The sequence below is a fragment of the Arthrobacter sp. R-11 genome, assembly GCF_049913155.1.
Taxonomy (GTDB): domain Bacteria; phylum Actinomycetota; class Actinomycetes; order Actinomycetales; family Micrococcaceae; genus Arthrobacter.
In genome coordinates, this window is record NZ_CP183979.1 from 1,887,008 (window position 1) to 1,908,425 (window position 21,418).

At 67.4% G+C, this 21,418-nt stretch carries 23 protein-coding genes, 7 tRNA genes and 1 riboswitch; of the genes, 17 read left to right on the forward strand and 13 right to left on the reverse strand.

Annotation, left to right across the window (positions count from 1 at the left end; translation table 11 throughout):
- The first annotated feature begins 79 nt into the window (after positions 1-79).
- Entirely contained in the window at positions 80-1,339 is a 1,260-nt protein-coding gene (locus ACN9M4_RS08510; RefSeq protein WP_426303100.1) for an alpha/beta hydrolase family protein, read from the forward strand.
- A 13-nt stretch (positions 1,340-1,352) separates the two neighbouring features.
- Here ACN9M4_RS08510 and ybaK read toward each other — a convergent pair whose 3' ends face one another.
- From ybaK to ACN9M4_RS08525, 3 genes are all read right to left on the reverse strand, one after another.
- Positions 1,353-1,844: a Cys-tRNA(Pro) deacylase gene (gene ybaK / locus ACN9M4_RS08515; RefSeq protein WP_426303101.1), complete on the reverse strand. Its 492-nt coding sequence runs from the start codon at positions 1,842-1,844 to the stop codon at positions 1,353-1,355.
- A 12-nt stretch (positions 1,845-1,856) separates the two neighbouring features.
- Positions 1,857-2,318 (reverse strand): SufE family protein, encoded by a 462-nt coding sequence (locus ACN9M4_RS08520; protein ID WP_426303102.1) that lies wholly within the window; start codon positions 2,316-2,318, stop codon positions 1,857-1,859.
- Between the two features lie 70 nt (positions 2,319-2,388).
- On the reverse strand, positions 2,389-3,309 hold the full coding sequence (locus tag ACN9M4_RS08525; RefSeq protein ID WP_426303103.1) for a sulfurtransferase: 921 nt from the start codon (positions 3,307-3,309) through the stop codon (positions 2,389-2,391).
- 215 nt (positions 3,310-3,524) lie between these two features.
- Between ACN9M4_RS08525 and zapE the strand changes: the two genes are divergently transcribed.
- Positions 3,525-4,562: a cell division protein ZapE gene (zapE, locus tag ACN9M4_RS08530; protein ID WP_426303104.1), complete on the forward strand. Its 1,038-nt coding sequence runs from the start codon at positions 3,525-3,527 to the stop codon at positions 4,560-4,562.
- Between the two features lie 3 nt (positions 4,563-4,565).
- Here the strand turns inward: zapE and ACN9M4_RS08535 are convergent, their stop codons facing one another.
- From ACN9M4_RS08535 to ACN9M4_RS08575, 9 genes are all read right to left on the reverse strand, one after another.
- A complete protein-coding gene (locus tag ACN9M4_RS08535) occupies positions 4,566-5,816 on the reverse strand; it encodes a benzoate/H(+) symporter BenE family transporter (RefSeq protein ID WP_426303105.1) in 1,251 nt (416 codons plus the stop codon).
- Between the two features lie 128 nt (positions 5,817-5,944).
- Positions 5,945-6,163 carry an antitoxin gene (locus ACN9M4_RS08540; RefSeq protein WP_426303106.1) on the reverse strand — a complete coding sequence of 73 codons (219 nt, stop codon included), beginning with the start codon at positions 6,161-6,163 and terminating at the stop codon, positions 5,945-5,947.
- A gap of 88 nt (positions 6,164-6,251) precedes the next feature.
- The gene (locus ACN9M4_RS08545; RefSeq protein WP_426303107.1) at positions 6,252-7,712 is read right to left on the reverse strand and encodes an amino acid permease; all 1,461 of its coding nucleotides are present in this window, start codon (positions 7,710-7,712) and stop codon (positions 6,252-6,254) included.
- 214 nt (positions 7,713-7,926) lie between these two features.
- A tRNA-Gly gene (locus ACN9M4_RS08550) sits at positions 7,927-7,999 on the reverse strand.
- A gap of 43 nt (positions 8,000-8,042) precedes the next feature.
- A tRNA-Val gene (locus ACN9M4_RS08555) sits at positions 8,043-8,117 on the reverse strand.
- A gap of 46 nt (positions 8,118-8,163) precedes the next feature.
- Positions 8,164-8,236 (reverse strand) — tRNA-Gly (locus tag ACN9M4_RS08560).
- Between the two features lie 60 nt (positions 8,237-8,296).
- Positions 8,297-8,368 (reverse strand) — tRNA-Val (locus ACN9M4_RS08565).
- Between the two features lie 40 nt (positions 8,369-8,408).
- A tRNA-Cys gene (locus tag ACN9M4_RS08570) sits at positions 8,409-8,479 on the reverse strand.
- 54 nt (positions 8,480-8,533) lie between these two features.
- Positions 8,534-8,606 (reverse strand) — tRNA-Gly (locus tag ACN9M4_RS08575).
- Positions 8,607-8,901: 295 nt separating this feature from the next.
- Between ACN9M4_RS08575 and ACN9M4_RS08580 the strand changes: the two genes are divergently transcribed.
- The 15 genes from ACN9M4_RS08580 (at position 8,902) to hisF (ending at position 20,614) form a co-directional block, all read left to right on the forward strand.
- Positions 8,902-8,973: transfer RNA gene (locus tag ACN9M4_RS08580), tRNA-Val, on the forward strand.
- A gap of 122 nt (positions 8,974-9,095) precedes the next feature.
- Positions 9,096-9,977: a cytochrome gene (locus tag ACN9M4_RS08585; protein WP_426303108.1), complete on the forward strand. Its 882-nt coding sequence runs from the start codon at positions 9,096-9,098 to the stop codon at positions 9,975-9,977.
- A 54-nt stretch (positions 9,978-10,031) separates the two neighbouring features.
- A complete protein-coding gene (gene def, locus ACN9M4_RS08590; RefSeq protein ID WP_426303109.1) occupies positions 10,032-10,598 on the forward strand; it encodes a peptide deformylase in 567 nt (188 codons plus the stop codon).
- Positions 10,595-11,512 carry a methionyl-tRNA formyltransferase gene (fmt, locus tag ACN9M4_RS08595; RefSeq protein ID WP_426303110.1) on the forward strand — a complete coding sequence of 306 codons (918 nt, stop codon included), beginning with the start codon at positions 10,595-10,597 and terminating at the stop codon, positions 11,510-11,512. Before def ends, fmt begins: the two co-directional genes overlap by 4 nt.
- A complete protein-coding gene (locus ACN9M4_RS08600) occupies positions 11,509-13,071 on the forward strand; it encodes an RsmB/NOP family class I SAM-dependent RNA methyltransferase (protein ID WP_426303111.1) in 1,563 nt (520 codons plus the stop codon). The genes fmt and ACN9M4_RS08600 overlap by 4 nt, the downstream gene beginning before the upstream one ends.
- A 44-nt stretch (positions 13,072-13,115) precedes the next feature.
- On the forward strand, positions 13,116-13,787 hold the full coding sequence (rpe, locus tag ACN9M4_RS08605) for a ribulose-phosphate 3-epimerase (RefSeq protein ID WP_426303112.1): 672 nt from the start codon (positions 13,116-13,118) through the stop codon (positions 13,785-13,787).
- An 85-nt stretch (positions 13,788-13,872) separates the two neighbouring features.
- Positions 13,873-14,021, forward strand: a riboswitch (FMN riboswitch).
- A gap of 89 nt (positions 14,022-14,110) precedes the next feature.
- Positions 14,111-14,800, forward strand: coding sequence for a nicotinamide riboside transporter PnuC (gene pnuC / locus ACN9M4_RS08610; protein ID WP_426303113.1), 690 nt, complete (start codon positions 14,111-14,113; stop codon positions 14,798-14,800).
- Positions 14,797-15,918 (forward strand): bifunctional diaminohydroxyphosphoribosylaminopyrimidine deaminase/5-amino-6-(5-phosphoribosylamino)uracil reductase RibD, encoded by a 1,122-nt coding sequence (gene ribD / locus ACN9M4_RS08615; protein ID WP_426303114.1) that lies wholly within the window; start codon positions 14,797-14,799, stop codon positions 15,916-15,918. Before pnuC ends, ribD begins: the two co-directional genes overlap by 4 nt.
- Positions 15,919-16,590, forward strand: a complete 672-nt coding sequence (locus ACN9M4_RS08620) for a riboflavin synthase (RefSeq protein WP_426303115.1) — start codon at positions 15,919-15,921, stop codon at positions 16,588-16,590.
- Between the two features lie 71 nt (positions 16,591-16,661).
- On the forward strand, positions 16,662-17,264 hold the full coding sequence (gene ribB, locus ACN9M4_RS08625) for a 3,4-dihydroxy-2-butanone-4-phosphate synthase (protein ID WP_426303432.1): 603 nt from the start codon (positions 16,662-16,664) through the stop codon (positions 17,262-17,264).
- Positions 17,261-17,965 carry a GTP cyclohydrolase II gene (gene ribA, locus ACN9M4_RS08630; protein ID WP_426303116.1) on the forward strand — a complete coding sequence of 235 codons (705 nt, stop codon included), beginning with the start codon at positions 17,261-17,263 and terminating at the stop codon, positions 17,963-17,965. Before ribB ends, ribA begins: the two co-directional genes overlap by 4 nt.
- Positions 17,966-17,984: 19 nt before the next feature.
- Entirely contained in the window at positions 17,985-18,476 is a 492-nt protein-coding gene (gene ribH, locus ACN9M4_RS08635; RefSeq protein ID WP_426303117.1) for a 6,7-dimethyl-8-ribityllumazine synthase, read from the forward strand.
- A 118-nt stretch (positions 18,477-18,594) separates the two neighbouring features.
- Positions 18,595-18,858 carry a phosphoribosyl-ATP diphosphatase gene (locus ACN9M4_RS08640; RefSeq protein WP_074587631.1) on the forward strand — a complete coding sequence of 88 codons (264 nt, stop codon included), beginning with the start codon at positions 18,595-18,597 and terminating at the stop codon, positions 18,856-18,858.
- A 64-nt stretch (positions 18,859-18,922) separates the two neighbouring features.
- The gene (hisG, locus tag ACN9M4_RS08645) at positions 18,923-19,783 is read left to right on the forward strand and encodes an ATP phosphoribosyltransferase (RefSeq protein WP_426303118.1); all 861 of its coding nucleotides are present in this window, start codon (positions 18,923-18,925) and stop codon (positions 19,781-19,783) included.
- A 54-nt stretch (positions 19,784-19,837) separates the two neighbouring features.
- Entirely contained in the window at positions 19,838-20,614 is a 777-nt protein-coding gene (gene hisF / locus ACN9M4_RS08650) for an imidazole glycerol phosphate synthase subunit HisF (RefSeq protein WP_426303119.1), read from the forward strand.
- Between the two features lie 84 nt (positions 20,615-20,698).
- Here hisF and ACN9M4_RS08655 read toward each other — a convergent pair whose 3' ends face one another.
- Positions 20,699-21,343: a TIGR03085 family metal-binding protein gene (locus tag ACN9M4_RS08655; RefSeq protein WP_426303120.1), complete on the reverse strand. Its 645-nt coding sequence runs from the start codon at positions 21,341-21,343 to the stop codon at positions 20,699-20,701.
- Between the last annotated feature and the right edge of the window lie 75 nt (positions 21,344-21,418).

Below are 21,418 nucleotides of genomic sequence, written 5' to 3' on the forward strand. Positions count from 1 at the left end.
TGGCAGCGTTTGGCTGCCGAATCCGGCCGGGCGTTGCGGCGATTCCAGCAAAGATGCTGGCGGGATGGACAATGGTGGAATGGCATTGACTTTGCGCGCGGCCGCCCCGGCCCGAGGCACCGCGGGAATGTCCGCCCGCGCACGGTGGACGCTGGCCGGAATCGCCGCCGGCGGTGGCCTGGCCGCGCTCGTCGGTGCCGGCAGTTCGGCGCTGGCCGCCTACTTCGCCAGGCGCATCATCACTCCCTCCGTCCGCGACGCCGACCAGGAGGTCCTCGCCGTGGTGCGCAGCGATGACGGACTGCAGATCATCATGGCGGCCACCGAGGACAGTACTTCTCACGGCACCTTCAGCCTCTTCTTCGATGGCGGCGCCGGCCACGCGCGGATCGGCAGGATCGTCTCCTACTCGCCCGCCGAACGGACCGTGCAGCGCGAAGTCGAGGAGGTCTACAGCGGCGACCTCGCGAGGGCGCACCGCGGATGGTGGAGCGGTGCGGTCTACGCCTCGCCTGCCTCGCTCGGCCTGGAGGCCGAGGACGTCGAGATAGAGGTCGACGGCGGCAGGGCACCGGCCTGGCTGGTCCGCGCCGAACAGGGGGGTACCGCCGCCCGGGTGTGGGCCATCATGGTGCACGGCCGCGGGGCCACCCGGCTGGAATGCCTGCGGGCCTTGCCGGTGGCCCGGAGCCTCGGCATGGACAGCCTGCTGATTTCCTACCGCAACGACGGCCTCGCACCGGCCGCCCCGGACGGCCGCTACGGACTGGGGTCGACTGAATGGCGCGATGTCGAAGGCGCCATCGCCTTCGCCCTGGAGCAGGGCGCCGAGGAAGTCGTGCTGTTCGGCTGGTCGATGGGCGGGGCGATCTGCCTGCAGACCGCCGACCTTTCCCGCTACCGCCACCTCATCAGGGCGCTGGTGCTGGACGCTCCCGTCATCGACTGGGTGAATGTCCTGGCGCACCACGCGCGGCTGAACAGGATCCCCTACGCGGTGGGCCGGTACGGCCAGCTCATGCTCGGCCATTCCCTGGGCCGCAGGCTGACCGGTCTGGCCGCGCCCGTGGACCTGCGGGCAATGGACTGGGACGCCCGGGCCGTGGAGCTGCGCACCCCCACTTTGCTGATCCACAGTGTCGACGACGACTACGTGCCGTACGGTCCGTCGGCGAGCCTGGCCGAACGGAATCCCGAGATGGTCACCTTCGAACCGTTCCGCGCGGCCAGGCACACCAAGGAATGGAACGTGGATCCGGAGAAATGGGAGCGGCTGGTCCGGTCCTGGCTGGAACCGCGGCTGGCCCCGCTCGCGCCCCAGCTCACGGGCGGCCGCTGAAGTCCGTCGCCCCTCAGGCGCCGGCGATCGGCGCTACGCGCGCTTGGGTGAGCCGGACGAGGTCTGCCGGCGCGAGCTCGATGTCCAAGCCACGCCGTCCGCCCGAAACCAGGACCGTGGGGAAGCCCAGCGCCGATTCATCGACGACGGTGGGCGAGGGCTGGCGCTGGCCCAAGGGAGAAATTCCGCCCAGGACGTACCCGGTGCGGCGTTCCGCAGTTTTCGGATCGGCCATGGCTGCCTTCTTGGAGCCCATTGCGGCCGCAATTGCCTTGAGGTCGAGCGTTCCGCTGACCGGGACGATTCCGACGGCGAGTTTGCCTTCGATGTCCACCATCAGGGTCTTGAAGACCCGCGAAGGGTCGACGCCGAGGACTTCCGCCGCTTCCAGCCCGTAGCTTTCCGCGGCCGGGTCGTGGGTGTACGGGTGGACCGTGAACGGAACGCCGGCCGCAGCCAGGACGGCTGTGGCCGGCGTTCCGGTCGACGCTTGTTTCTTCGCCATGTTCTTTGGGCGCTAGGACTGCAGCCGGTCGGCGGCGGCCACCTTGCGCTTGATGCGGCCGAGCATGGCGGTCATGCCGCGCATGCGGAGGGGAGTAATGGCGCGGGTAAGCCCCAGCAGCTCCGGCATGTCGTCGGGGACCGAGAGGATTTCGGACGCGGTCAGGCCGTCGAGCCCCTCGTGCAGGACACCGGCGAAGCCGCGCGTGGTGGGCGCTTCCGGCGGGGCCTTGAAGAACAGCCGGTAGCCGAGGGTTCCGCCGTCGTCCTTCCGCTCCTGTTCAATGGTCAGGAACAGCGGCGACTGGCACTCAACCACCTGTTCAAGCAGTTCCGGGTGGTCCAGCAGGCGCTCCGGCAGCTCCGGCAGGCCGCGGGAGAACTCAAGCAGCAGCTGCAGGCGTTCAGGCTCGGTCAGGGCCTGGAAATCATCGACAATTTCCGCCAGTGCGGCGGGCAGGGTATTCGTACTCATCACGTCCAGCTTACGCAGTCCGGACGGGGTTTCGCCCCCGTCCGGACTGCTGGTTCAGGGAAAGTGCCGGCTAGTGGACCAGCGCAGGAACGGAACCGCGCTCCGCACCCTTGACGATCGGAACGCGCACGGCGTTGCCCCATTCGGTCCAGGAACCGTCGTAGTTGCGCACGTTCTGGAAGCCCAGCAGGTACTTCAGGGCGAACCAGGTGTGGCTGGAACGCTCGCCGATGCGGCAGTAAGCGACCACCTCGTCGCCCTCGTGCAGGCCGGCTTCGCCCAGGTACAGGGCCTCGAGTTCTTCACGGCTACGGTAGCTGCCGTCTTCGGCCGCCGCACGGGCCCACGGGATGGAGGCCGCGGTGGGGATGTGGCCGCCGCGCAGCGCGCCTTCCTCGGGGTAGGCCGGCATGTGGGTGCGCTGGCCGGTGTATTCCTCGGGGGAGCGGACGTCGATCAGCGGCTTGCCGAGGTGCGCCAGGACATCTTCCTTGAAGGCGCGGATCGGTGCGTCATTGCGCTCGACGACGGGGTACTCGCCCGGGGCCGGCTGCGGGACCTCGGTGGTCAGTTCGCGGCCCTCGGCGATCCACTTGTCGCGGCCGCCGTCCAGCAGGCGCACGTCCTCGTGGCCGAAAAGGGTGAAGACCCACAGGGCGTAGGCTGCCCACCAGTTGGACTTGTCGCCGTAGATGACCACGGTGCTGTCGCGGGAAATACCCTTGGCGGAGGCGAGGGCGGCGAAAGCTGCCCCGTCCACGTAATCGCGGGTGACCTCATCGTTCAGGTCAGTGTGCCAGTCGATCTTGACGGCGCCGGGGATGTGGCCGGTCTCGTAGAGAAGGACGTCTTCGTCGGATTCGACAACAACGAGCTTGCCATCGGTGGGCGCTCCGCCTTCGAGGGCCGCAGCGAGCCATTCGGTGGACACGAGGCGCTCCGGGTGCGCGTACTTCGCGAACTTTTCGTTCTGTTCAACGGGGTAGGACATGGGTATGGCCTTTCACTGAAGATGGTCGGCGCCGGACCGGACGGCGGGGCATTCCTCTGCCCGGCTTGGAACCAACACTAGCCATGCGCCTCCGGGATTGCTCCTGTGCGGTCACATGGTGAAACATGTCTCACCCGCAGGGCCCCGCTTCTGTCCGGGCGGCCGCGCATTCCCGGTATTCTTGCTGAGGACCCATCCCGGAAGAACGGACCCCCTTGGTACAGATCGAACAGCTCGCCGCACGCACCCCCGCGGTCTCGGTGGACGAGATCCTGCAGGGGTTCCATCCTTCTCCGCGGTTCGGGGAAGTCTCCTTCGCGAGCTACCGTCCCGATCCCTCCCAGCCCAGCCAGGCTGCTGCCGTCAAGGCGCTGGAAGGTTTCGGCGCCAACATCGGCAACGGCACGGGCGGCGGACTGTTCTCCCGGATCTTCGGCAAGAAGGAGACCGGACGCGCCGGCATCTACCTGGACGGCGGCTTCGGCGTGGGCAAGACGCACCTGCTGGCCTCCCTCTGGCACTCCGCGCCCGGGCCGAAGGCCTTCGGCACCTTCGTCGAATACACCAACCTGGTGGGCGCGCTGTCCTTCCGAAAGACTGTCGAGGCGCTCAGCAGCTACAAGCTCGTCTGCATTGACGAATTCGAGCTCGACGATCCGGGCGACACCGTGCTGATGTCCCGCCTCATGCGGGAACTGGCCGACGCCGGCGTGCGGCTCGCGGCGACCTCCAACACCCTGCCGGGTTCCCTTGGCGAGGGGCGCTTCGCCGCCGTCGACTTCCAGCGCGAAATCCAGGTCCTGGCGGACCAGTTCGAGGTCATCAGGATCGACGGCGAGGACTACCGCCACCGCGGACTGCCGGCTGCACCGGCCCCGCTGAAGACCGAGGACCTCAAGCGGCACATGCACGCCGAATTCGACGGTCAGACCGTCGCCGTCGACGACTTCCGCCAACTGGTGGACCACCTGGCCGGTGTCCACCCCAGCCGCTACCGCCAGCTGATTGCAGGGATCGACGGCGTGGTGTGGCGCGACGTGGAGACCATCACCGAGCAGGCCGTCGCCCTCCGTTTCGTGGTGCTCGCGGACCGCCTGTACGACAAGGACGTTCCGATCCTGGCCAGCGGCGTGCCGTTCGACAAGCTCTTCACCGAGGAAATGATGGGCGGCGGGTACATGAAGAAGTACTACCGCGCCGTCTCCCGCCTCACGGCGCTGGCCCGCGAAGGCCAGAACCACGAACCGTCCTGACGGTCAGGATTTCTTCAGGGCCGGTTCGTCCTTGCCGCTGCGGTCCTTGAGGACCCAGCGGACCGCAATCCCCGCCAGCAGGGCCCAGAACGCCGCCCCGATTCCGGCGACGCTCAGCCCGGAGGCGGCCAACAGGAACGTCACTGTGGCTCCGATCCGTTCTTCCGCCACTGCAAGCGCCGAAGCGATCGCCGAGGCCATCGTGCCCAGCAAGGCCAGTCCCGCCACGGCCTCAAGCAGTCCCTGCGGCGCCGCGGCCACCACCGTGACCAGCGCTGCCGAGGAAGCTGCGAGCACCAGATAGGCCAGGCCCGAGGTGAAGGCGGCAATCCACCGCCGGCTGCGGTCCGTGCCTGCTTCCTCCCCGGCGGCCAGGGCCGCGCTGAGGGCGGCCAGGTTGATGGCGTGGCCGCCGAACGGGGCGCCGAGCACCGTCCCCGCGCCCGTGACCAGCATCGACGGCCGCCAGGGCGTGGCGTAACCGAAGGACTTCAGCACTGCCACGCCCGGAATGTTCTGGGACGCCATTGTCACGATGAACAGCGGCAAGGCCAGGCCGGCCACGGACTGGAGGCTGAACGCCGGAGTGGTCCAATGCAGTTCGGGCAGCAAGCGGTCCACCGCAACGCTTCCGCCGTTCAGCCCTATGTGGAGGCCGATGACGGCCAAGGCGACCCCGAGCGACGCCGGAACGGACCAGCGGGGCGCCAGCTTCGTCATGAGCAGCCAGCACAGGACCACCGGCGCCACCAGCAGGGGAGCGGCGCCGAGGGCCTTGAAGGGTGCCACGCACAGCGGCAGGAGGACGCCGGCGAGCATCGCCTGGGCAAGCGCGGTGGGTATCCTCGCCATCAGGCGCCCCAGCGGCGGGAGCAGGCCGGTGAGCGCGATGAGCACCCCCGCAATCAGGAAGGCGCCGACGGCGGCCGGCCAGCCGCCGTCGGGCGTACCGGCTCCCGCGAGGAGCGCCGCACCGGGGGTGGACCAGGCGAGCGTCACCGGCACCTTGGACCGCCAGGAGAGCCAAAGGACGCCGACGCCGAAGCACAACGTGAGGGCCAGCAGGCCGCTGGCCGCCTGTGCATCGCTGGCTCCCACGGCGCGCAGCCCCGCGAGGACGACCGCAAAGGAGGAAGTGAAGCCGACGAGGGCCGTCACGACGCCGGCGGTCACGGGCATGGACAACTGCGGGGACGGCGGGACTGGAGGGGCGGTGGCCCGGGCGGGTGCGGCGCCGGATTCGGGGGATGGCATGATCTTCAACGGTACCCGAGGTGGGTGGCGGGATTGCGCCGCTCCGGTATCACGTTAAACGCCAAGGGCACCGGTGCCGCCTCCCGGCGGGACCGGTGCCCCGTTGACGTAACTGTTACGGCAGCTCTTTACCGAGCCTCATCGGCGGCGGGAGCTTCGCCGTCGGCGTTCTCCACGAATCCGGAAGCGGCGTCCTGGACCGCATCGACCTGCTCGGCGAACTTTCCACCGGTCTTGTCGTCGATGAAATCACCGGCCTTCTCGATGCCGTCCTTGATGGCTTCCTCGTTGCCACCAATGAGCTCTTGAGCCTTGCCCTTCAGATCGTCAATAAGTCCCACGGGCACCTCCCTTCCGTCGCGGAGCCAGTTCGCTCCTCCGTTCCCGAGCCTAACCCGACATCCCTGCCCTGCCAAGCACGGGTTGCCGGACTCCTCAGCGCCCCGCGTCCAGGCTGTCGCGCAGTTGGTGCCGGGGGCTGTCCGGGTTCATCAGCGAATGCCTGCGGCCGTAGCCGAAGTAGATCGCCAGGCCGATGACAAGCCAGACGGCGAACCGCAGCCAGGTGTCCCAGGGCAGCTGCGTCATCAAGAAGCCCGAGGCCAGCACACCGAAGGCGGGCACCAGGGGCATAAGCGGCAGGCGGAAGGTGCGTGGGGCGGCCGGCTTCGTGTAGCGGAAGACGATCACGGCCACGCAGACCACCACGAAGGCGGCAAGGATGCCGATGTTGGTCAGGTCGGCCACTGCCTTGATCGGGAAGATTCCGGCCAGGAAAGCCGAAGTGACCCCGGCGATCCAAGTGACGCGCTGCGGGGTGCCGTTGCGGTCCGTCTTGGCGAACCAGGACGGCAGGAGCCCGTCGCGGCTCATCGTGAACCAGACGCGGGTGACGCCGAGCAGGAAGGTGAGCATGACGGTCAGGATGGAGAGCACGGCGAAGACCGAGATGATGGTGGCGATCACCGGAAGCCCGACGCCGGTGAATGCGGAGGCGAAGCCGGCCGTAGGGTTGATGTCCTTGTAGTTCTGCATGCCGGTCAGCACGAGGGTGGCGGCCACGTAGAGGAGCATGGCGATCACGAGCGAGAGCACGATTGCCTTGGGCATGTGCTTCTTGCCGTCCTTGGCCTCTTCTGCCGCGGTGCTCATGGCGTCATAGCCGAAGACCGCGAAGAACACGGTGGCCGATCCGGCCAGCACCGGGCCGAAGCCGCTGGGCATGAACGGGTTGTAGTTCTCGGTGTTGATGTAGAAGATCCCCAGCCCGATGATGAACACGATCAGCAGCACCTTGATGCCGACGGCGACCAGCTCGAAGCGGCCGAAGGTCTTGGTGCCGCGGCTCAGGATCCAGGTCACGAGGAGGCAGACCAGGATGGCGGGAAGGTTGATGAGGCCGCCCTTGCCTTCGTCCGCCGTGGAGGTCATCCAGGCCGGCATGTGGATGCCGATTCCGGCGAGGAAGGCATCGAAGTATCCGGAGATGCCTATCGCGACGACGGCGACGATCGCGATGTACTCAAGCAGCAGGTCCCAGCCGATGAACCAGCCGATGATTTCACCCAGGGCGACGTAGCCGTAGGTGTAGGCCGAGCCGGCGCGGGGGATCATGCCGGCGAACTCGGCGTAGGAGAGCGCAGCCGCCGCCGAGGCGAGGCCGGCTACGAGGAAGGAGATCAGCACAGCGGGCCCGACTCCGGGGTTGCTCCCGTTGCCGTGGGCCACCAGCCCTGCGAGGGAGAAGATGCCGACGCCGATGATGCCGCCCACTCCGATGGCGGTCAGTTGCCAGAGACCGAGGCTCTTGAGGAGACCGCTGTGCTTGTTCTCGTCCTCGATGGTGTCGATGGGCTTCTTCCTCAGGATGGTACTCGTGAGCGTTTGTTGGTTCACCGGGGGTGCTCCTGCCTGTAGGCGTGGTGGCTGAAAGCCAAAAAGGTCCGAGGAATAGTATGCGAGTCGGATCACATCAGATAAAGCGATTTTTCCTTAGCTTTATTCGTGGGATATTCCGATGCTTTGAAATTCCGGTTTCCGGATCTGCGCGGTTCGAGGGCACAAAAAAAGCAGCTCCGCAGAGCTGCTTCAGGTGGGCGCGGGCCCGGAGAGCGGACGACGAGATTCGAACTCGCGACATCCACCTTGGCAAGGTGGTGCTCTACCAGCTGAGCTACGTCCGCGCATGCTGGACCAAGGTCCAACAACGAGCAAGTTGCCTTGCTCTGGTGGGCGATACTGGGATCGAACCAGTGACCTCTTCCGTGTCAGGGAAGCGCGCTACCGCTGCGCCAATCGCCCGTTTCCGTCAGGAGCCGGCTGCATTCCGGATCCTTAAAAACAGGAGAGCGGACGACGAGATTCGAACTCGCGACATCCACCTTGGCAAGGTGGTGCTCTACCAGCTGAGCTACGTCCGCAAATGTTGAGCGGATGGCCGGAGCCACCCGCTCAACGTCAAGCAAGTTTCCTTGCTCCCGTGGGCGATACTGGGATCGAACCAGTGACCTCTTCCGTGTCAGGGAAGCGCGCTACCGCTGCGCCAATCGCCCGTAATGATCCGGTTGGAACCGGTATCCAGGGTTTTCACCGAGGTGGGTACGGGATTCGAACCCGTGTATACGGCTTTGCAGGCCGCTGCCTCGCCTCTCGGCCAACCCACCGTGTAAGCATTGATTCCGGTTTCCCGGGAGTCTTTGCCGTGACAGTGTCCTGCGAGCGGACGACGAGATTCGAACTCGCGACATCCACCTTGGCAAGGTGGTGCTCTACCAGCTGAGCTACGTCCGCATTTGCCGGATTTCCGCGGCCCGCCCCGGTGGGCAGCCCGTCGCTTTCCGACGAGTAAAAACTCTATAGGAGGTTCGAGGAAACTCCAAATCGTTGGGCCCGGGACGCCTGCCTGCCCCGCGACTTCCTTGGATTGGCGCGGGATTCACGAGTTACACGCTTGTGATTAGCCGTGCTTTCCGCGGGTCGGCCGGGCCGTGGACGGCGTCACCGGAAGCCGCCCACCGGGTCAATTCGGATTCCGTTCCGGTGGTTTTTGATTTCCGGCCGGAGTCGGTTAGTGTTTTTGATGCACGGGCGATTGGCGCAGTGGTAGCGCGCTTCGTTCACACCGAAGAGGTCACTGGTTCGAACCCAGTATCGCCCACCGTGAAATGAAGGCCCCTGCTGCTCCAAAAGGCGCGGCAGGGGCCTTTGTCGTTCTGTTTGTCGTACTCTGTGCGGTCCTCCGGCTCGGATCCTGTCGGGGGTCTGTGAAAGAGTTTTCCTATGACTGATCCACTGCTTGCCCATGCCACTGAATACGGCCGGATGTACGCCCGTTCCACGACGGAAGCCTTTTCCGTGCCGTCCATCACCACGGTCATCGGGCAGCAGGCACACTCGCTGGATGGCTGGTTCGGCTACATGGGAGCGAACAGCCTGGCGAACGATCCCGAACTGCCGCGGCTCCTGGGCAGCCCTGCCGGTCTGCGGCAGGCGGTCAACAAGGCGGCCAAGGCGGCCGAGGTATACAGGGACGATGCCGCCCAGCGCGGGGATCGGGTGCACGGTTATTGCGAACAGGTGGCCCTTCGGGCGCTGGGCAGGCCGCACCGGGTGGAGGAATCCAGGACCCTGTTGGCTTCGCACGGCGAAGAAGCCTTTGCGGCACGTTTCGATGAATGGTGGGAACTGTACCGTGTGGAGCCGCTCGCCCCGGAGATCACTGTCTGGAACACGAGCGTCGGCTACGCCGGCACCTTGGACCTGGTAGCGCGGATCAACGGCCGGATCTGCCTGATCGATTACAAGACAAAAGGGACCAACCGTGACGGCACCGTCAAGGCTTTGGACGACAAGGTCGTGATGCAACTGGTGGCGGGCATGAAGGCGGAGGAAAGCCTGGTGGATCCGGTATCGGGGGAGTGGGAGCCCTGGAAGTACGGCGAGGATCCGGTCCTTCTGGCGGTGGCCATCGGCGAGACCGAAGTCCGCCCGCAGCGCGCCAACCCCGACCTCCTGAAACACCATTGGTGGAAATTCTGCGCTCTGAAACGGGTTTGGGACACCTCCGCGAACGCCGCCACGGCGGGAACGGCCCTGCTTCCAGTCGCGCCACCGGCCTACCCCGCCGCTCCGGCCGTGGCAGGCTCCACTAAACTGGCTTAGCTTCCCTTTTCCAATGGGAGCGGATCAGACCCCGATTGTAAGGACAGACAGCGCATGGCCATTTTGAGTATCCGGATCATCGGGGACCCTGTGCTGCGCACGGTGGCTGATCCCGTCACGGACTTCGGCCCCGAGCTTGCCAAACTGGTTGCCGACATGACCGAAACGATGGAAGACGTGGACGGCGCGGGTCTCGCCGCCCCGCAGGTCGGCGTGAGCCAGCGGGTCTTCACCTACCGGATCGACGGCGTCGAGGGACACATCATCAACCCCGTGCTGGAAAACAGCGAGGACTTCCAGGACGACCAGATCGAAGGCTGCCTCTCCATCCCAGGACTGGCCTTCCCGGTCCGCCGCCGCCGCACCACCCGTGCCACCGGCGTCGACCTCCACGGAAACCCGGTCAGCGTCGAAGCCGAGGGCATGCTTGCGCGCTGCTTCCAGCACGAGACGGACCACCTGGACGGCGTCCTCTTCACGGACCGGCTCGAAGGCGAAGACCGCAAATCCGCCCTGCGGGCTATCCGGGCCGCGAACTACCACGCGGTGACCGAACAGACCACCAGCAAGCGCGCCACGACGGTCGGCTCCAGCTTCGGCAGCTTCGGTACTGCTGAATGAGGGTCCTCTTCGCCGGCACCCCGGCGGTCGCTGTTCCTTCCCTTGACGCGCTGCTCGACGCCGGATTCGACGTCGTCGCCGTCCTGACCCGACCGGATGCGCCCACCGGCCGCAAGAGGATCCTGACGCCGTCTCCGGTCGCCGCCCGTGCCGCAGAGCTCGGCATTGAGCTCATCCACGCAAGCAAGGTGGACGCTGAAACCACCGCGCGCATCGCCTCCTTCGAGCCTGATGTCGCGGCGATCGTCGCCTACGGCGGGATTATCCCCAAGGCCGCCCTGGCCGTCCCGCAGCACGGCTGGATCAACCTGCACTTCTCCCTGCTCCCGGCCTGGCGCGGCGCCGCACCCGTGCAGCGGGCTGTCATCGCCGGTGACGACATCACCGGCGCCGCCACCTTCCAGCTGGAAGAGGGGCTGGACACCGGGCCGGTCTTCGGAACGGTCACCGAAACCGTCCGGCCGGAGGACACCGCCGGTGACCTGCTGGAACGGCTTTCCCGCAGCGGCGCCGTTCTGCTCAGCCAGACCCTGTCCGCCGTCGACGCCGGCAGGGCAGCCCCGGAACCGCAGAGCGGTGAGGTCTCGCTCGCACCGAAACTCACGCTCGACGACGGCCGGATCGACTGGCGGCAGCCCGCCCTTGCGATCAACCGCAGGGCCCGGGGCGTCACCCCGGAGCCTGGCGCCTGGACCATGCTGGACGGCCAGCGGGTCAAGCTTGAGCCGCTGCAGTTGCGGCCCGATGTCCGTGACCTGGAGCCGGGCCGGCTTCGCGTCGCCGGCAAGAGCGTGCTGGTCGGCACCGGTTCCCATGCCGTGCAGCTCGGCCGGATCCAGCCAGCCGGTAAGAAGATGATGGCCTCGGCGGACTGGGCCCGCGGCGTGGCAGTAGAAAGCGTGGAATTCGAATGAGTGAGTCCGGACGACGGAACCCGGCAAACCATGGCGGACGCGACGGCGGCAACCGCGGCAGGGGCGAGCGGAGCCAGGGCGGAAACGGCGCAGTGCGGCGCGACGCCAAGGGGCGTGAACGCAACCGCGGGCCGCAGCGTGGTTATTCGGCAAGTGCACCTTCGCAGCGGACCCGCCGTGCCGATCCCGCACGCCTGGTGGCCTTCGAAGTACTCCGGGCAGTGGCCTCCGAGGACGCCTACGCCAACCTCGTGCTGCCGGCACGGATCCGCCACCACCACCTCGACAAGCGCGACGCCGGGTTCGCCACCGAACTGAGCTACGGCGCGCTGCGCGGCCAGGGCACCTATGACGCCATCCTCGCGGCCTGCGTGGACCGGCCGCTCGCGCAGCTTGACCCGGCGGTGCTGGACGCCCTGCGGATCGGTGCCCACCAGCTGCTTGCCATGCGGGTCCCCGCCCACGCGGCCCTGGACCAGACCGTGGGCCTTGCCCGTGCCGTGATCGGGGCCGGGCCCGCATCCCTCATCAACGCGGTGCTCCGCAAGGTCACATCCCGCTCGCTGCCCGAATGGCTTGACCACCTCCTGGCGGGCGAGACTGACTCCGTCAGGATCGACGCCGTGCGCCACGCGCACCCGGAGTGGATCGTGCGCGCCCTCCGCCAGTCCCTAGTGGCCCACGGGCGCCCGGCCGATGAAATCACCGCGCTCCTCGAAGCCGACAACGCGGCCCCCGTGGTGAACCTCGTGGCGCTGCCCGGCCTGGGCAGTCTTGACGAAGCCTTGGAGAACGGGGCAACTCCGGGCCCGCTGGTCGCCGGTTCGGCGCTGTCCAGCGGCGGCGACCTCGGGCGGCTGGCCTCGGTCCGGGCCGGTACCACCCGCGTCCAGGACGTCGGTTCCCAGCTGGTGGCCCGGGCCGTCGCCGCCGTCGACCTCGGCAAGGGAAGCCGTGAAGGCGAGAAATGGCTGGACCTCTGCGCCGGCCCTGGCGGAAAAGCGGCGCTGCTCGCCGCGCTTGCCAACGAGTCCGGCGCCAGCCTGCTCGCCAATGAGCCTGCCCCGCACCGGGCCAAACTGGTCAGCCAGGCGCTGGCTGCCGTGCCCGCCTCCACCTGGTCCGTGCGCACCGGCGACGGCCGGGACCTGGGCAAGGAACAGCCCGGCACCTTCGACCGGGTCCTCGCCGACGTCCCCTGCAGCGGCCTGGGAGCCCTCCGCCGCAGGCCGGAATCCCGTTGGCGCCGAACGCCCAAGGATCTCGCCGAGCTGGGCCCGCTGCAGCGTGAACTGCTCGAATCCGCCATCGACGCCGTCCGGCCCGGCGGAGTCGTGGCGTATGTGACCTGTTCCCCGCACCCGGCCGAGACCACCGCCGTCGTCAGCGACGCGTTGGCCAAACGGGAGGACCTCGAACTGCTGGACGCCGGCACGGCGTTGGATGCTGTCAGCCTCGAGGGGAACCTCGGCGCCGGAAACGAACTCACCGCGCAGCTCTGGCCGCACCTGCACCGGACGGACGCCATGTTCATGGCCCTCATCCGGAAGAAGCCCTAAGCTCCACCCGCACCTGCACACCACCAACGCCAAGGGGAACGAACTTGTCCACCTGCTGCATCAACCCGAGCATCCTGTCCGCCGACTTCGTGAACCTGGAGGCGGAGCTGAAGCGAATCAGCAATGCCGACGCCGTGCACGTGGACGTCATGGACAACCACTTCGTGCCGAACCTGACGCTCGGGCTGCCGGTGGTGGAGCGCATCCAGGCGGTCAGCCCGGTGCCACTGGATGCCCACCTGATGATCGCCGACGCCGACCGCTGGGCACCTGCCTACGCCGACGCCGGCGTCGCTTCGGTGACTTTCCACGCCGAGGCCGCCATCGCGCCTATCAAACTCGCGCGTGAGCTGCGTGCGCGCGGCGCAAAGGCCGGCATGGCACTGCGCCCGGCGACCCCGGTGGAGCCGTACCTGGACATGCTCAGCGAACTGGACATGCTGCTGATCATGACGGTGGAACCCGGTTTCGGCGGGCAGTCCTTCCTCGATGTGACGCTGCCCAAGATCCGCCGGGCGCGCGCCGCCATCGACGGTTCCGGGATCGGTGTGGCGCTCCAGGTGGACGGCGGCATCACCGAGGAAACCATCCTGCGCGCGGCCGAGGCCGGGGCCAACGTGTTCGTGGCCGGTTCCGCCGTCTACGGCCAGGAGGATCCCGCCGCGGCCATCGAGCGGCTCCGCGAGGCCGGCATCGGTGCGTACGCACGGCGCTAAGTGCAAACCGTGACGAACTGTTGACCCGCGCGGCCCGGGAATAGCCGGGCCGCCGTCGAAGTTGTGCCACAATAGCAAACACACATTACGTGCTCCGGGGTCGGTGTAATTCCGAACCGGCGGTCATAGTCCGCGACCCGCGAGCCATCGTTTCCCCACGGAAGCGGCGGCGAACGGTTGAACTGGTGGAATTCCAGTACCGACAGTCAAAGTCTGGATGGGAGAAGCACGTACAGTCATGCCGTGGCGTCCCTTTTGCGGGCCCTTGGTATTGCGCTGTCGTACACCCCCGGAGCCATCGCGGCTTTCAGGGAAGGAACGGCATGGATTTTCTGCGATGGCTCTTCGAAGCACAGATCCCGGTTGGCGGGTCTGCGCTTGTTCTACGCGAAGTGCTGGGAAACATTTTCGGGCTGGCCAGTGCCCTCGGCGGAATGCGCCGCAAAGTCTGGGCATGGCCCGTGGGTATCGCGGGCAATCTGCTCCTCCTCACGGTCTTCCTCGGCAACGTCTTCGGTGCCGCGACTCCGGCGACTCTTTGGGGCCAGGCCGGACGGCAGATGATGTTCATCGGCGTGGCCGCCTACGGCTGGTACCGCTGGCGTGAAGGCCGCAATGCAGCCCGGGGCCGTGCCCTGGTGCCGTCCTGGGCGTCGGCCAAGGTCCGCATCGCACTGATCGGCGCGCTGTTCGCCGGCACCGCCGCCCTCACCCCGCTGTTCGATTCGCTGGGCTCCTACCCGCCGGTCTGGGCTGATGCCTGGACCTTCACCGGCTCGCTGCTGGCCACTTACGGCATGGCGCGGGGCTGGACCGAGTTCTGGCTGATCTGGGTGGCCGTGGACATCGTCGGCGTGCCGCTGCTCTTCAGCGCAGGCTACTTCGCCAGTGCCTTCATGTACCTGTTCTACGGCTTCTTCACGCTGGCCGGCTTCTTTGTCTGGTGGCGTGCGGGGCGCCGGGAGGACCCTTCCGCCCGGACCGACGCCGTCCCGGCCGGAGCAGCATCATGAGCACGGCCCTGAATACAGAGACCCTCTTTACGGACGCCGAGCAGGCGGCGATGGACACCGCCCTGGCCGCGGCCCTCCGCGGGCCCCGCGGAGCAAACCCCTTGGTCGGGGCCGTGGTGCTTGGACCGGACGGCGCGCTGCTCGTCACCGGCTACCACAGGGGCGCCGGCACCGCCCACGCGGAGGCCGACGCCATCGCCGTGGCCCGTGCCGCGGGGATCGACCTCAAAGGCACCACCATGGTGGTCACCCTGGAACCGTGCAACCACTCCGGCCGTACCGGCCCGTGTGCGCAGGCGATCATCGCGGCCGGCGTCTCCCGGGTGGTGTACGCAGTCGATGACCCGCACCACCACGCCGCCGGCGGCGCAGTCACCTTGCGCAAGGCAGGGGTGGACGTCGCGTCCGGCCTCGGCGGGGAACACGCCACGGCGCTGAACCGGGAATGGTTCGATGCCGTCCGGCACCGCCGTCCATTCGTGACCCTCCACATCGCCCAGACCCTCGACAGCCGGATAGCGGCCAGCGACGGCACCAGCCAGTGGATCTCCAGCCCGGAATCGCTGGCGGACAACCACGAGCTGCGCGGGCTGATCGACGCGATCCTGGTGGGAACCGAGACAGTGCTCGTGGACAATCCGCGACTCACGGCACGCAACGCCGTGGGCGAAGAATCCGGCAAGCAGCCCCTGCGGGTTGCCATGGGCCTGCGCGGCATCCCGGAGGACGCCGCCATCCGGGGCTCGGACGGCAACTTCGTCCACCTTCCCACGCGGGATCCTGCTGAAGCCCTGCGCATGCTCTACGCCCGCGACATCCGCCACGTGATGGTCGAAGGCGGTTCCCGGATCCTGAGCGCCTTCCTGGCGGCCGGACTGGTGGACGAACTGATCGTCTACCTGGCGCCGACCCTGCTCGGCAGCGGCACGCCCGCCTTGCGCGAGCTGGGGATCAGCACCCTCGCCGATGCCCAGCACTGGACCTGGGACGACGCCGGCGGAGGCGCGGTCCAAAGGCTCGGCCGCGACCTCCGGCTGCACCTGAAACCCCTGGCGGAAGCCATCGAAGACCACACACCCGGCAAGGACGCCGCGGAAGCCACCGAAGGAGAATACTGAATGTTTACCGGAATTGTCGCCGAACAGGGCAAGGTCCTGGCGATCGACCACCAGGGCATGGAAAGCGCCACCCTCCATCTCTCGGCGCCCAGCACCACCGGCGGACTCGAGCTGGGCGGCTCGATCGCCGTCAACGGCGTCTGCCTCACGGCAACTGAAATCGACGGCCAGGAGTTCAGCGTGGACGTCATGGGGGAGACCCTCGTCCGTACGACCATCGGCGAACTCGCCCCCGGTGATGTCGTAAACCTCGAGCGCTGTGTCCCCGCAGGCGGCCGCCTCGACGGTCATGTGGTCCAGGGCCACGTCGACGGCGTCGGGCAGCTTCTTGAGCGCGAGTCCCAGGGAAACTGGGACCGGCTCCGTTTCGGCGTCCCGACGCAATTGGCCCGCTACATCGCCGAAAAGGGCTCCATTGCCGTCGACGGCGTGTCCCTCACGGTGACCGCCGTGAGCCCCGCGTCCGAAAGCGAACCCTGGTTCGAAGTCGGGCTGATCCCCACCACCCTGGAGGAAACGGGCCTCGGCGCCAAAGCGATCGGCGGACGTGTCAACCTCGAGGTGGACGTGCTGGCCAAGTACACCGAACGGCTGCTGTCCTTCGCCGCCCGCCCGGGCGCCGGTATCCACGCCGCCAGCAACGAGACGGCGAACGGAGTGGATGCACAGTGAGCACCTTCGCTGACGAACGAAGCACCGCCGTGCGCCACGGGCTCGACCCCGTCGAGGACGCCATCGCCGCCATGGCCGGCGGCCGGGCCGTGGTGGTGGTCGACAACGAGGACCGCGAGAACGAAGGCGACATCATCTTCGCCGCCGAGCACGCCACCCCGGCCCTCATGGGCTGGACCATCCGCTACAGCTCCGGCGTGATCTGCGTTCCCCTGGAAGGCTCCCGCGCCGACGCCCTCCAGCTGCCGCCGATGGTCGAAATCAATGAGGACTCCAAGGGAACTGCCTACACCGTGTCCTGCGATGCGGCCATCGGCGTGAGCACCGGAATCTCGGCCGGCGACAGGGCACTGACCGCCAGGATCCTCGCGGACCCGGCCAGTACGCCGTCGTCGATTACCCGCCCGGGGCATATTTTTCCGCTTCGCGCCGTTAACGGTGGAGTGCGTGAGCGCCCCGGGCACACGGAGGCCGCAGTGGACCTGTGCCGCCTGGCCGGGCTTGCCCCGGTGGGCGTGATCGCCGAAGTGGTTCACGACGATGGTGAGATGATGCGCCTGGACAGCCTCCGGGACTTCGCCGCGGAACATGGATGCCCGCTGATCTCGATCGAGGATCTTGTGGCATACATTGCGGCGGCCGGTGGCCAGGCAGGAGAAGAGGAGACACGATGACCGCACAGCGTTTTGGCGATGGCGGCAACAGCGACGGCGGCAGCACCGCACACCGGAAGCATCCGGTCAGCGGCGGCCCGGTAGTCCAGCTGCCCACCGCTTTCGGCGAGTTCATTGCCCAGGCGTGGATCGACGAGGCCACCGGCGTGGAGCACCTCGCAGTCAGTTCCCCGACCCCGCCCCGCCATGGCACTGCGCCCCTGGTTCGCCTGCACTCCGAATGCCTCACCGGCGACGTCTTCGGCTCCTACCGCTGCGATTGCGGCGAACAGCTGGCCTACGCCCTGGAACTGATCCGTGACGAGGGCGGCACCCTGCTTTACCTGCGCGGACAGGAAGGCCGGGGTATCGGGCTGGCCAACAAGATCAAGGCCTACGCCCTCCAGGAAGCGGGCTTTGACACCGTTGAAGCCAACGAACAGCTTGGCCTGCCCGTGGATGCCCGCTGCTACAAGGCCGCGGCGCAGATCCTGGCAGAGATGGGCCTGCACGAAATCCGGCTGCTCAGCAACAACCCGGACAAGCAGAACCGCCTCGCCCAGGCCGGGGTGAAGGTCGTCGAAATGGTCCCGACGGAAGTCCCCTCACGGGAAGAAAACCTGCGCTACCTGCAGACCAAGAAGGACCGCATGGACCACCGGCTGACCCTCGCCGACCCTGCCGCGGCAGGTACCGGCTCCTTTGACCACGAACAAGACTGAACGGAAAAACAACACACCCATGAGCGGACACGGCGCCCCCACCATCGACCTCACCACCCTCAACCCGGAGGAAAGCTCCCAGCTCAAGCTCGCCATCGTCGCAGCCAGCTGGCACACCCAGATCATGGACGGGCTCCTTGACGGTGCCCTCCGCGCAGCCAAGGAAGCCGGCATCGCCGAACCCGCCGTGCTGCGCGTGCCGGGTTCCTTCGAGCTGCCCGTCGCTGCCGCCCGCCTGGCACCGCATTTCGACGCCGTGGTCGCCCTCGGCGTGGTCATCCGCGGCGGAACGCCGCACTTCGACTACGTCTGCCAGGCCGCGACGTCGGGACTCACCGACGTCAGCGTCCGCACCGGCGTGCCGGTCGGCTTCGGTGTGCTCACCTGCGACACCGAGCAGCAGGGCCTGGACCGGGCAGGGCTTCCCGGCTCTTCCGAAGACAAGGGCCACGAAGCCGTCACGGCCGCCCTGGCCACGGCACTGACCCTCAAGCAGTACCCCGCTGCCTGAGATCAGGCGGAAACGAAGGGGATGGGAGCGGCCCGCTGCTGTGCGTTCGCTCACATCCCCTTCGTCATGCAAGGCCCCGGGAAGCGGCTCCGCCCGCCGAACAAGTAGGCTGTAGGGCGTGAAGAATTTCGAGACGCTGTTCGCAGAACTGAGCGAAAAGGCAGCGAGTCGCCCGGCAGGGTCCCGTACCGTCGCCGAACTGGACTCCGGAATCCACGGCATCGGCAAGAAGGTCGTCGAAGAAGCCGCCGAAGTCTGGATGGCTGCAGAATACGAATCCGACGAGGCCGCGGCCGAGGAAATCTCCCAGCTGCTTTACCACCTGCAGGTCCTCATGCTGGCAAAGGGACTGAACCTGGAGGACGTTTACAAGCATCTGTAGCCGCGCACGCGTGGCCCATGCTTGAAAACCATCCGTTCCGTACCATCCCCCAGAAAGACTCCCCATGCTGCGAGTAGCCGTCCCCAACAAGGGATCCCTGTCCGAAGCCGCCTCCGCGATGCTCAGTGAGGCGGGATACCGCCAGCGCCGGGACTCCCGTGAACTGGTCATGGTCGATCCCGACAACGAAATCGAGTTCTTCTTCCTGCGCCCCCGCGACATCGCCGTGTACGTCGGCCAGGGAACCCTCGACGTCGGAATCACCGGCCGCGACCTGCTCCTGGACGCGCAGGTGGAGGCCGAGGAACTGCTGCCGCTGGGCTTCGCCGCCTCGACCTTCCGTTTCGCCGGACCGGTGGGCAACTTCTCCGGCGTCGAGCAGCTTGAAGGAAAGCGTCTCGCCACCAGCTACGACGGCCTGCTGCGGGACTACCTCGCCGAGCGCGGCGTCAATGCCAAGGTGGTCCGCCTCGACGGCGCCGTGGAGTCCTCCGTGCGGCTCGGCGTCGCGGACGCGATCGCCGACGTCGTGGAGACCGGCAACACGCTCAAGGCCGCAGGCATGGAAATCTTCGGTGAGCCGATCCTGAAGTCCGAAGCCGTCCTGATCCGCCGCACCGGCGAAGGCGGCGCCGCCAACGGGACGGTCAAGGAAATCGAGGTGCTGATCCGCCGCCTGCAGGGCGTGCTGGTCGCACGCCAGTACGTGCTCATGGACTACGACATCCGCAAGGACCTGGTGGAGGACGCTGCCGCGCTCACCCCGGGCCTGGAATCGCCTACGGTCTCTCCGCTGCGCGACTCCGACTGGGTGGCCGTCCGCTCCATGGTTCCGAAGAAGGAAACCAACCGGATCATGGACGAGCTGTACGACCTTGGCGCCCGCGCCATCCTGGTCAGCAGCATCCACGCCTGCCGCATCTGAGCTGCCCCAGCTTACCGGCCGTACAAACCCCTCAGTAGTAATCCAGGAGCAACCATGGCTGTAGCCGTACGTGTCATCCCGTGTCTGGACGTTGACGCCGGGCGGGTAGTCAAGGGCGTCAAGTTCGAGGGCCTCCGCGACGCCGGCGACCCGGTGGAGCTTGCCCACCGCTACGACAACGCCGGTGCCGACGAACTGACCTTCCTCGATGTCACCGCGTCCTCCGGCAACCGGGAAACCACCTTCGACGTCGTGCGCCGCACGGCCGAGGAGGTCTTCATCCCGCTGACCGTGGGCGGCGGCGTGCGCGGCGTCGCCGAAGTGGACAAGCTGCTGCGCTTCGGCGCCGACAAGGCCTCCATCAATACCGCCGCCGTGGCCCGGCCGGACGTGATCGACGAGATCACCCGGCACTTCGGCTCCCAGGTGCTGGTCCTCTCAGTGGACGCCCGCCGCACCCGCCCGGGTTCCGAGCCCACGGCCTCCGGCTTCGAGGTGACCACCCACGGCGGACGCCAGGGGACCGGGATCGACGCCATCGCCTGGGCCAAGGAAGCCGCGGACCGCGGTGTGGGGGAGATCCTGCTGAACTCCATCGATGCCGACGGCACCAAGGACGGCTTCGACCTCGAGCTCATCCGCCTGGTGCGGGCAGCAGTGAACATCCCGATCATTGCCTCGGGCGGTGCCGGGGAGCCTGCACACTTCCCGCCCGCCGTTGCTGCAGGCGCCGACGCCGTCCTGGCCGCCTCCATCTTCCACTTCGGTCCTGACGACATGATCGCCCAGGTCAAGACGGCGATCCGCGAGGCGGGCTTCGAAGTCCGCTGACGGAGACTCTCCAAACCGCAAACGACGGCGGGCGGCCGGTTCACAAACCGGCGGCCCGCCGTCGTTGTTAAGCGTGGAACGCGGTCAGAGCCCGATCTCGGCGGACTGCAGGAGCGCAACGGCGTCCGGCTGCCCTTCGAAGGTGACCAGCGCGTGCCGGGTTCGTCCGTGGGCGTGCATCAGCAGTTCGCCCGGATCGCCGACGATCGCGACCGAAACCGGGGCCCGCTTGGCCACATGGCGCGGGCCCGTGGGGCGGACCAGCACAATGCCGAGGTCCACGCCGCGGTAGAGGATGGCGGCCCGCTTGATCAGCTCGTCCCACAGGGCATCCGAGTAGGCCTCGTCCAGGGCCCGAGGCGCCCAACGGTCGCCGGCGCGGCGGATGTCCTCGGTGTGCACGAAATATTCGATGAGGTTGGAGGATTCGTCCAGGGCCTTGATCTTCAGCGGCGAGAGCGCCGGGGGACCCGCGCGGAAGGTGTTGACGAGCTCGGCGTAGGCCTCCGGCGAATCCAGTTTGGCTGCGAGTTTGGCGGTGGCCTTGTCCGATGCCTTGGCAAGTCCCTTCACCAGCAGGCCGATCCCCACAGCCGCCTTCCGCTCACGCAGATACAGGTGCGCAGCGAGGTCCCGGGTCTGCCACCCTTCGCAGAGCGTGGGCGAGTCAGGACCGGCCGCCAGGAGTGTCTCGGCCAATACTTCACGGGAGGGATCGACGAAATGCATCACTTGTGAAATTAGCACGAGAGAAGCCCGGATGCGCACTGGAACCGCCGCTGGATTCCCGGACCCACGAAGGCA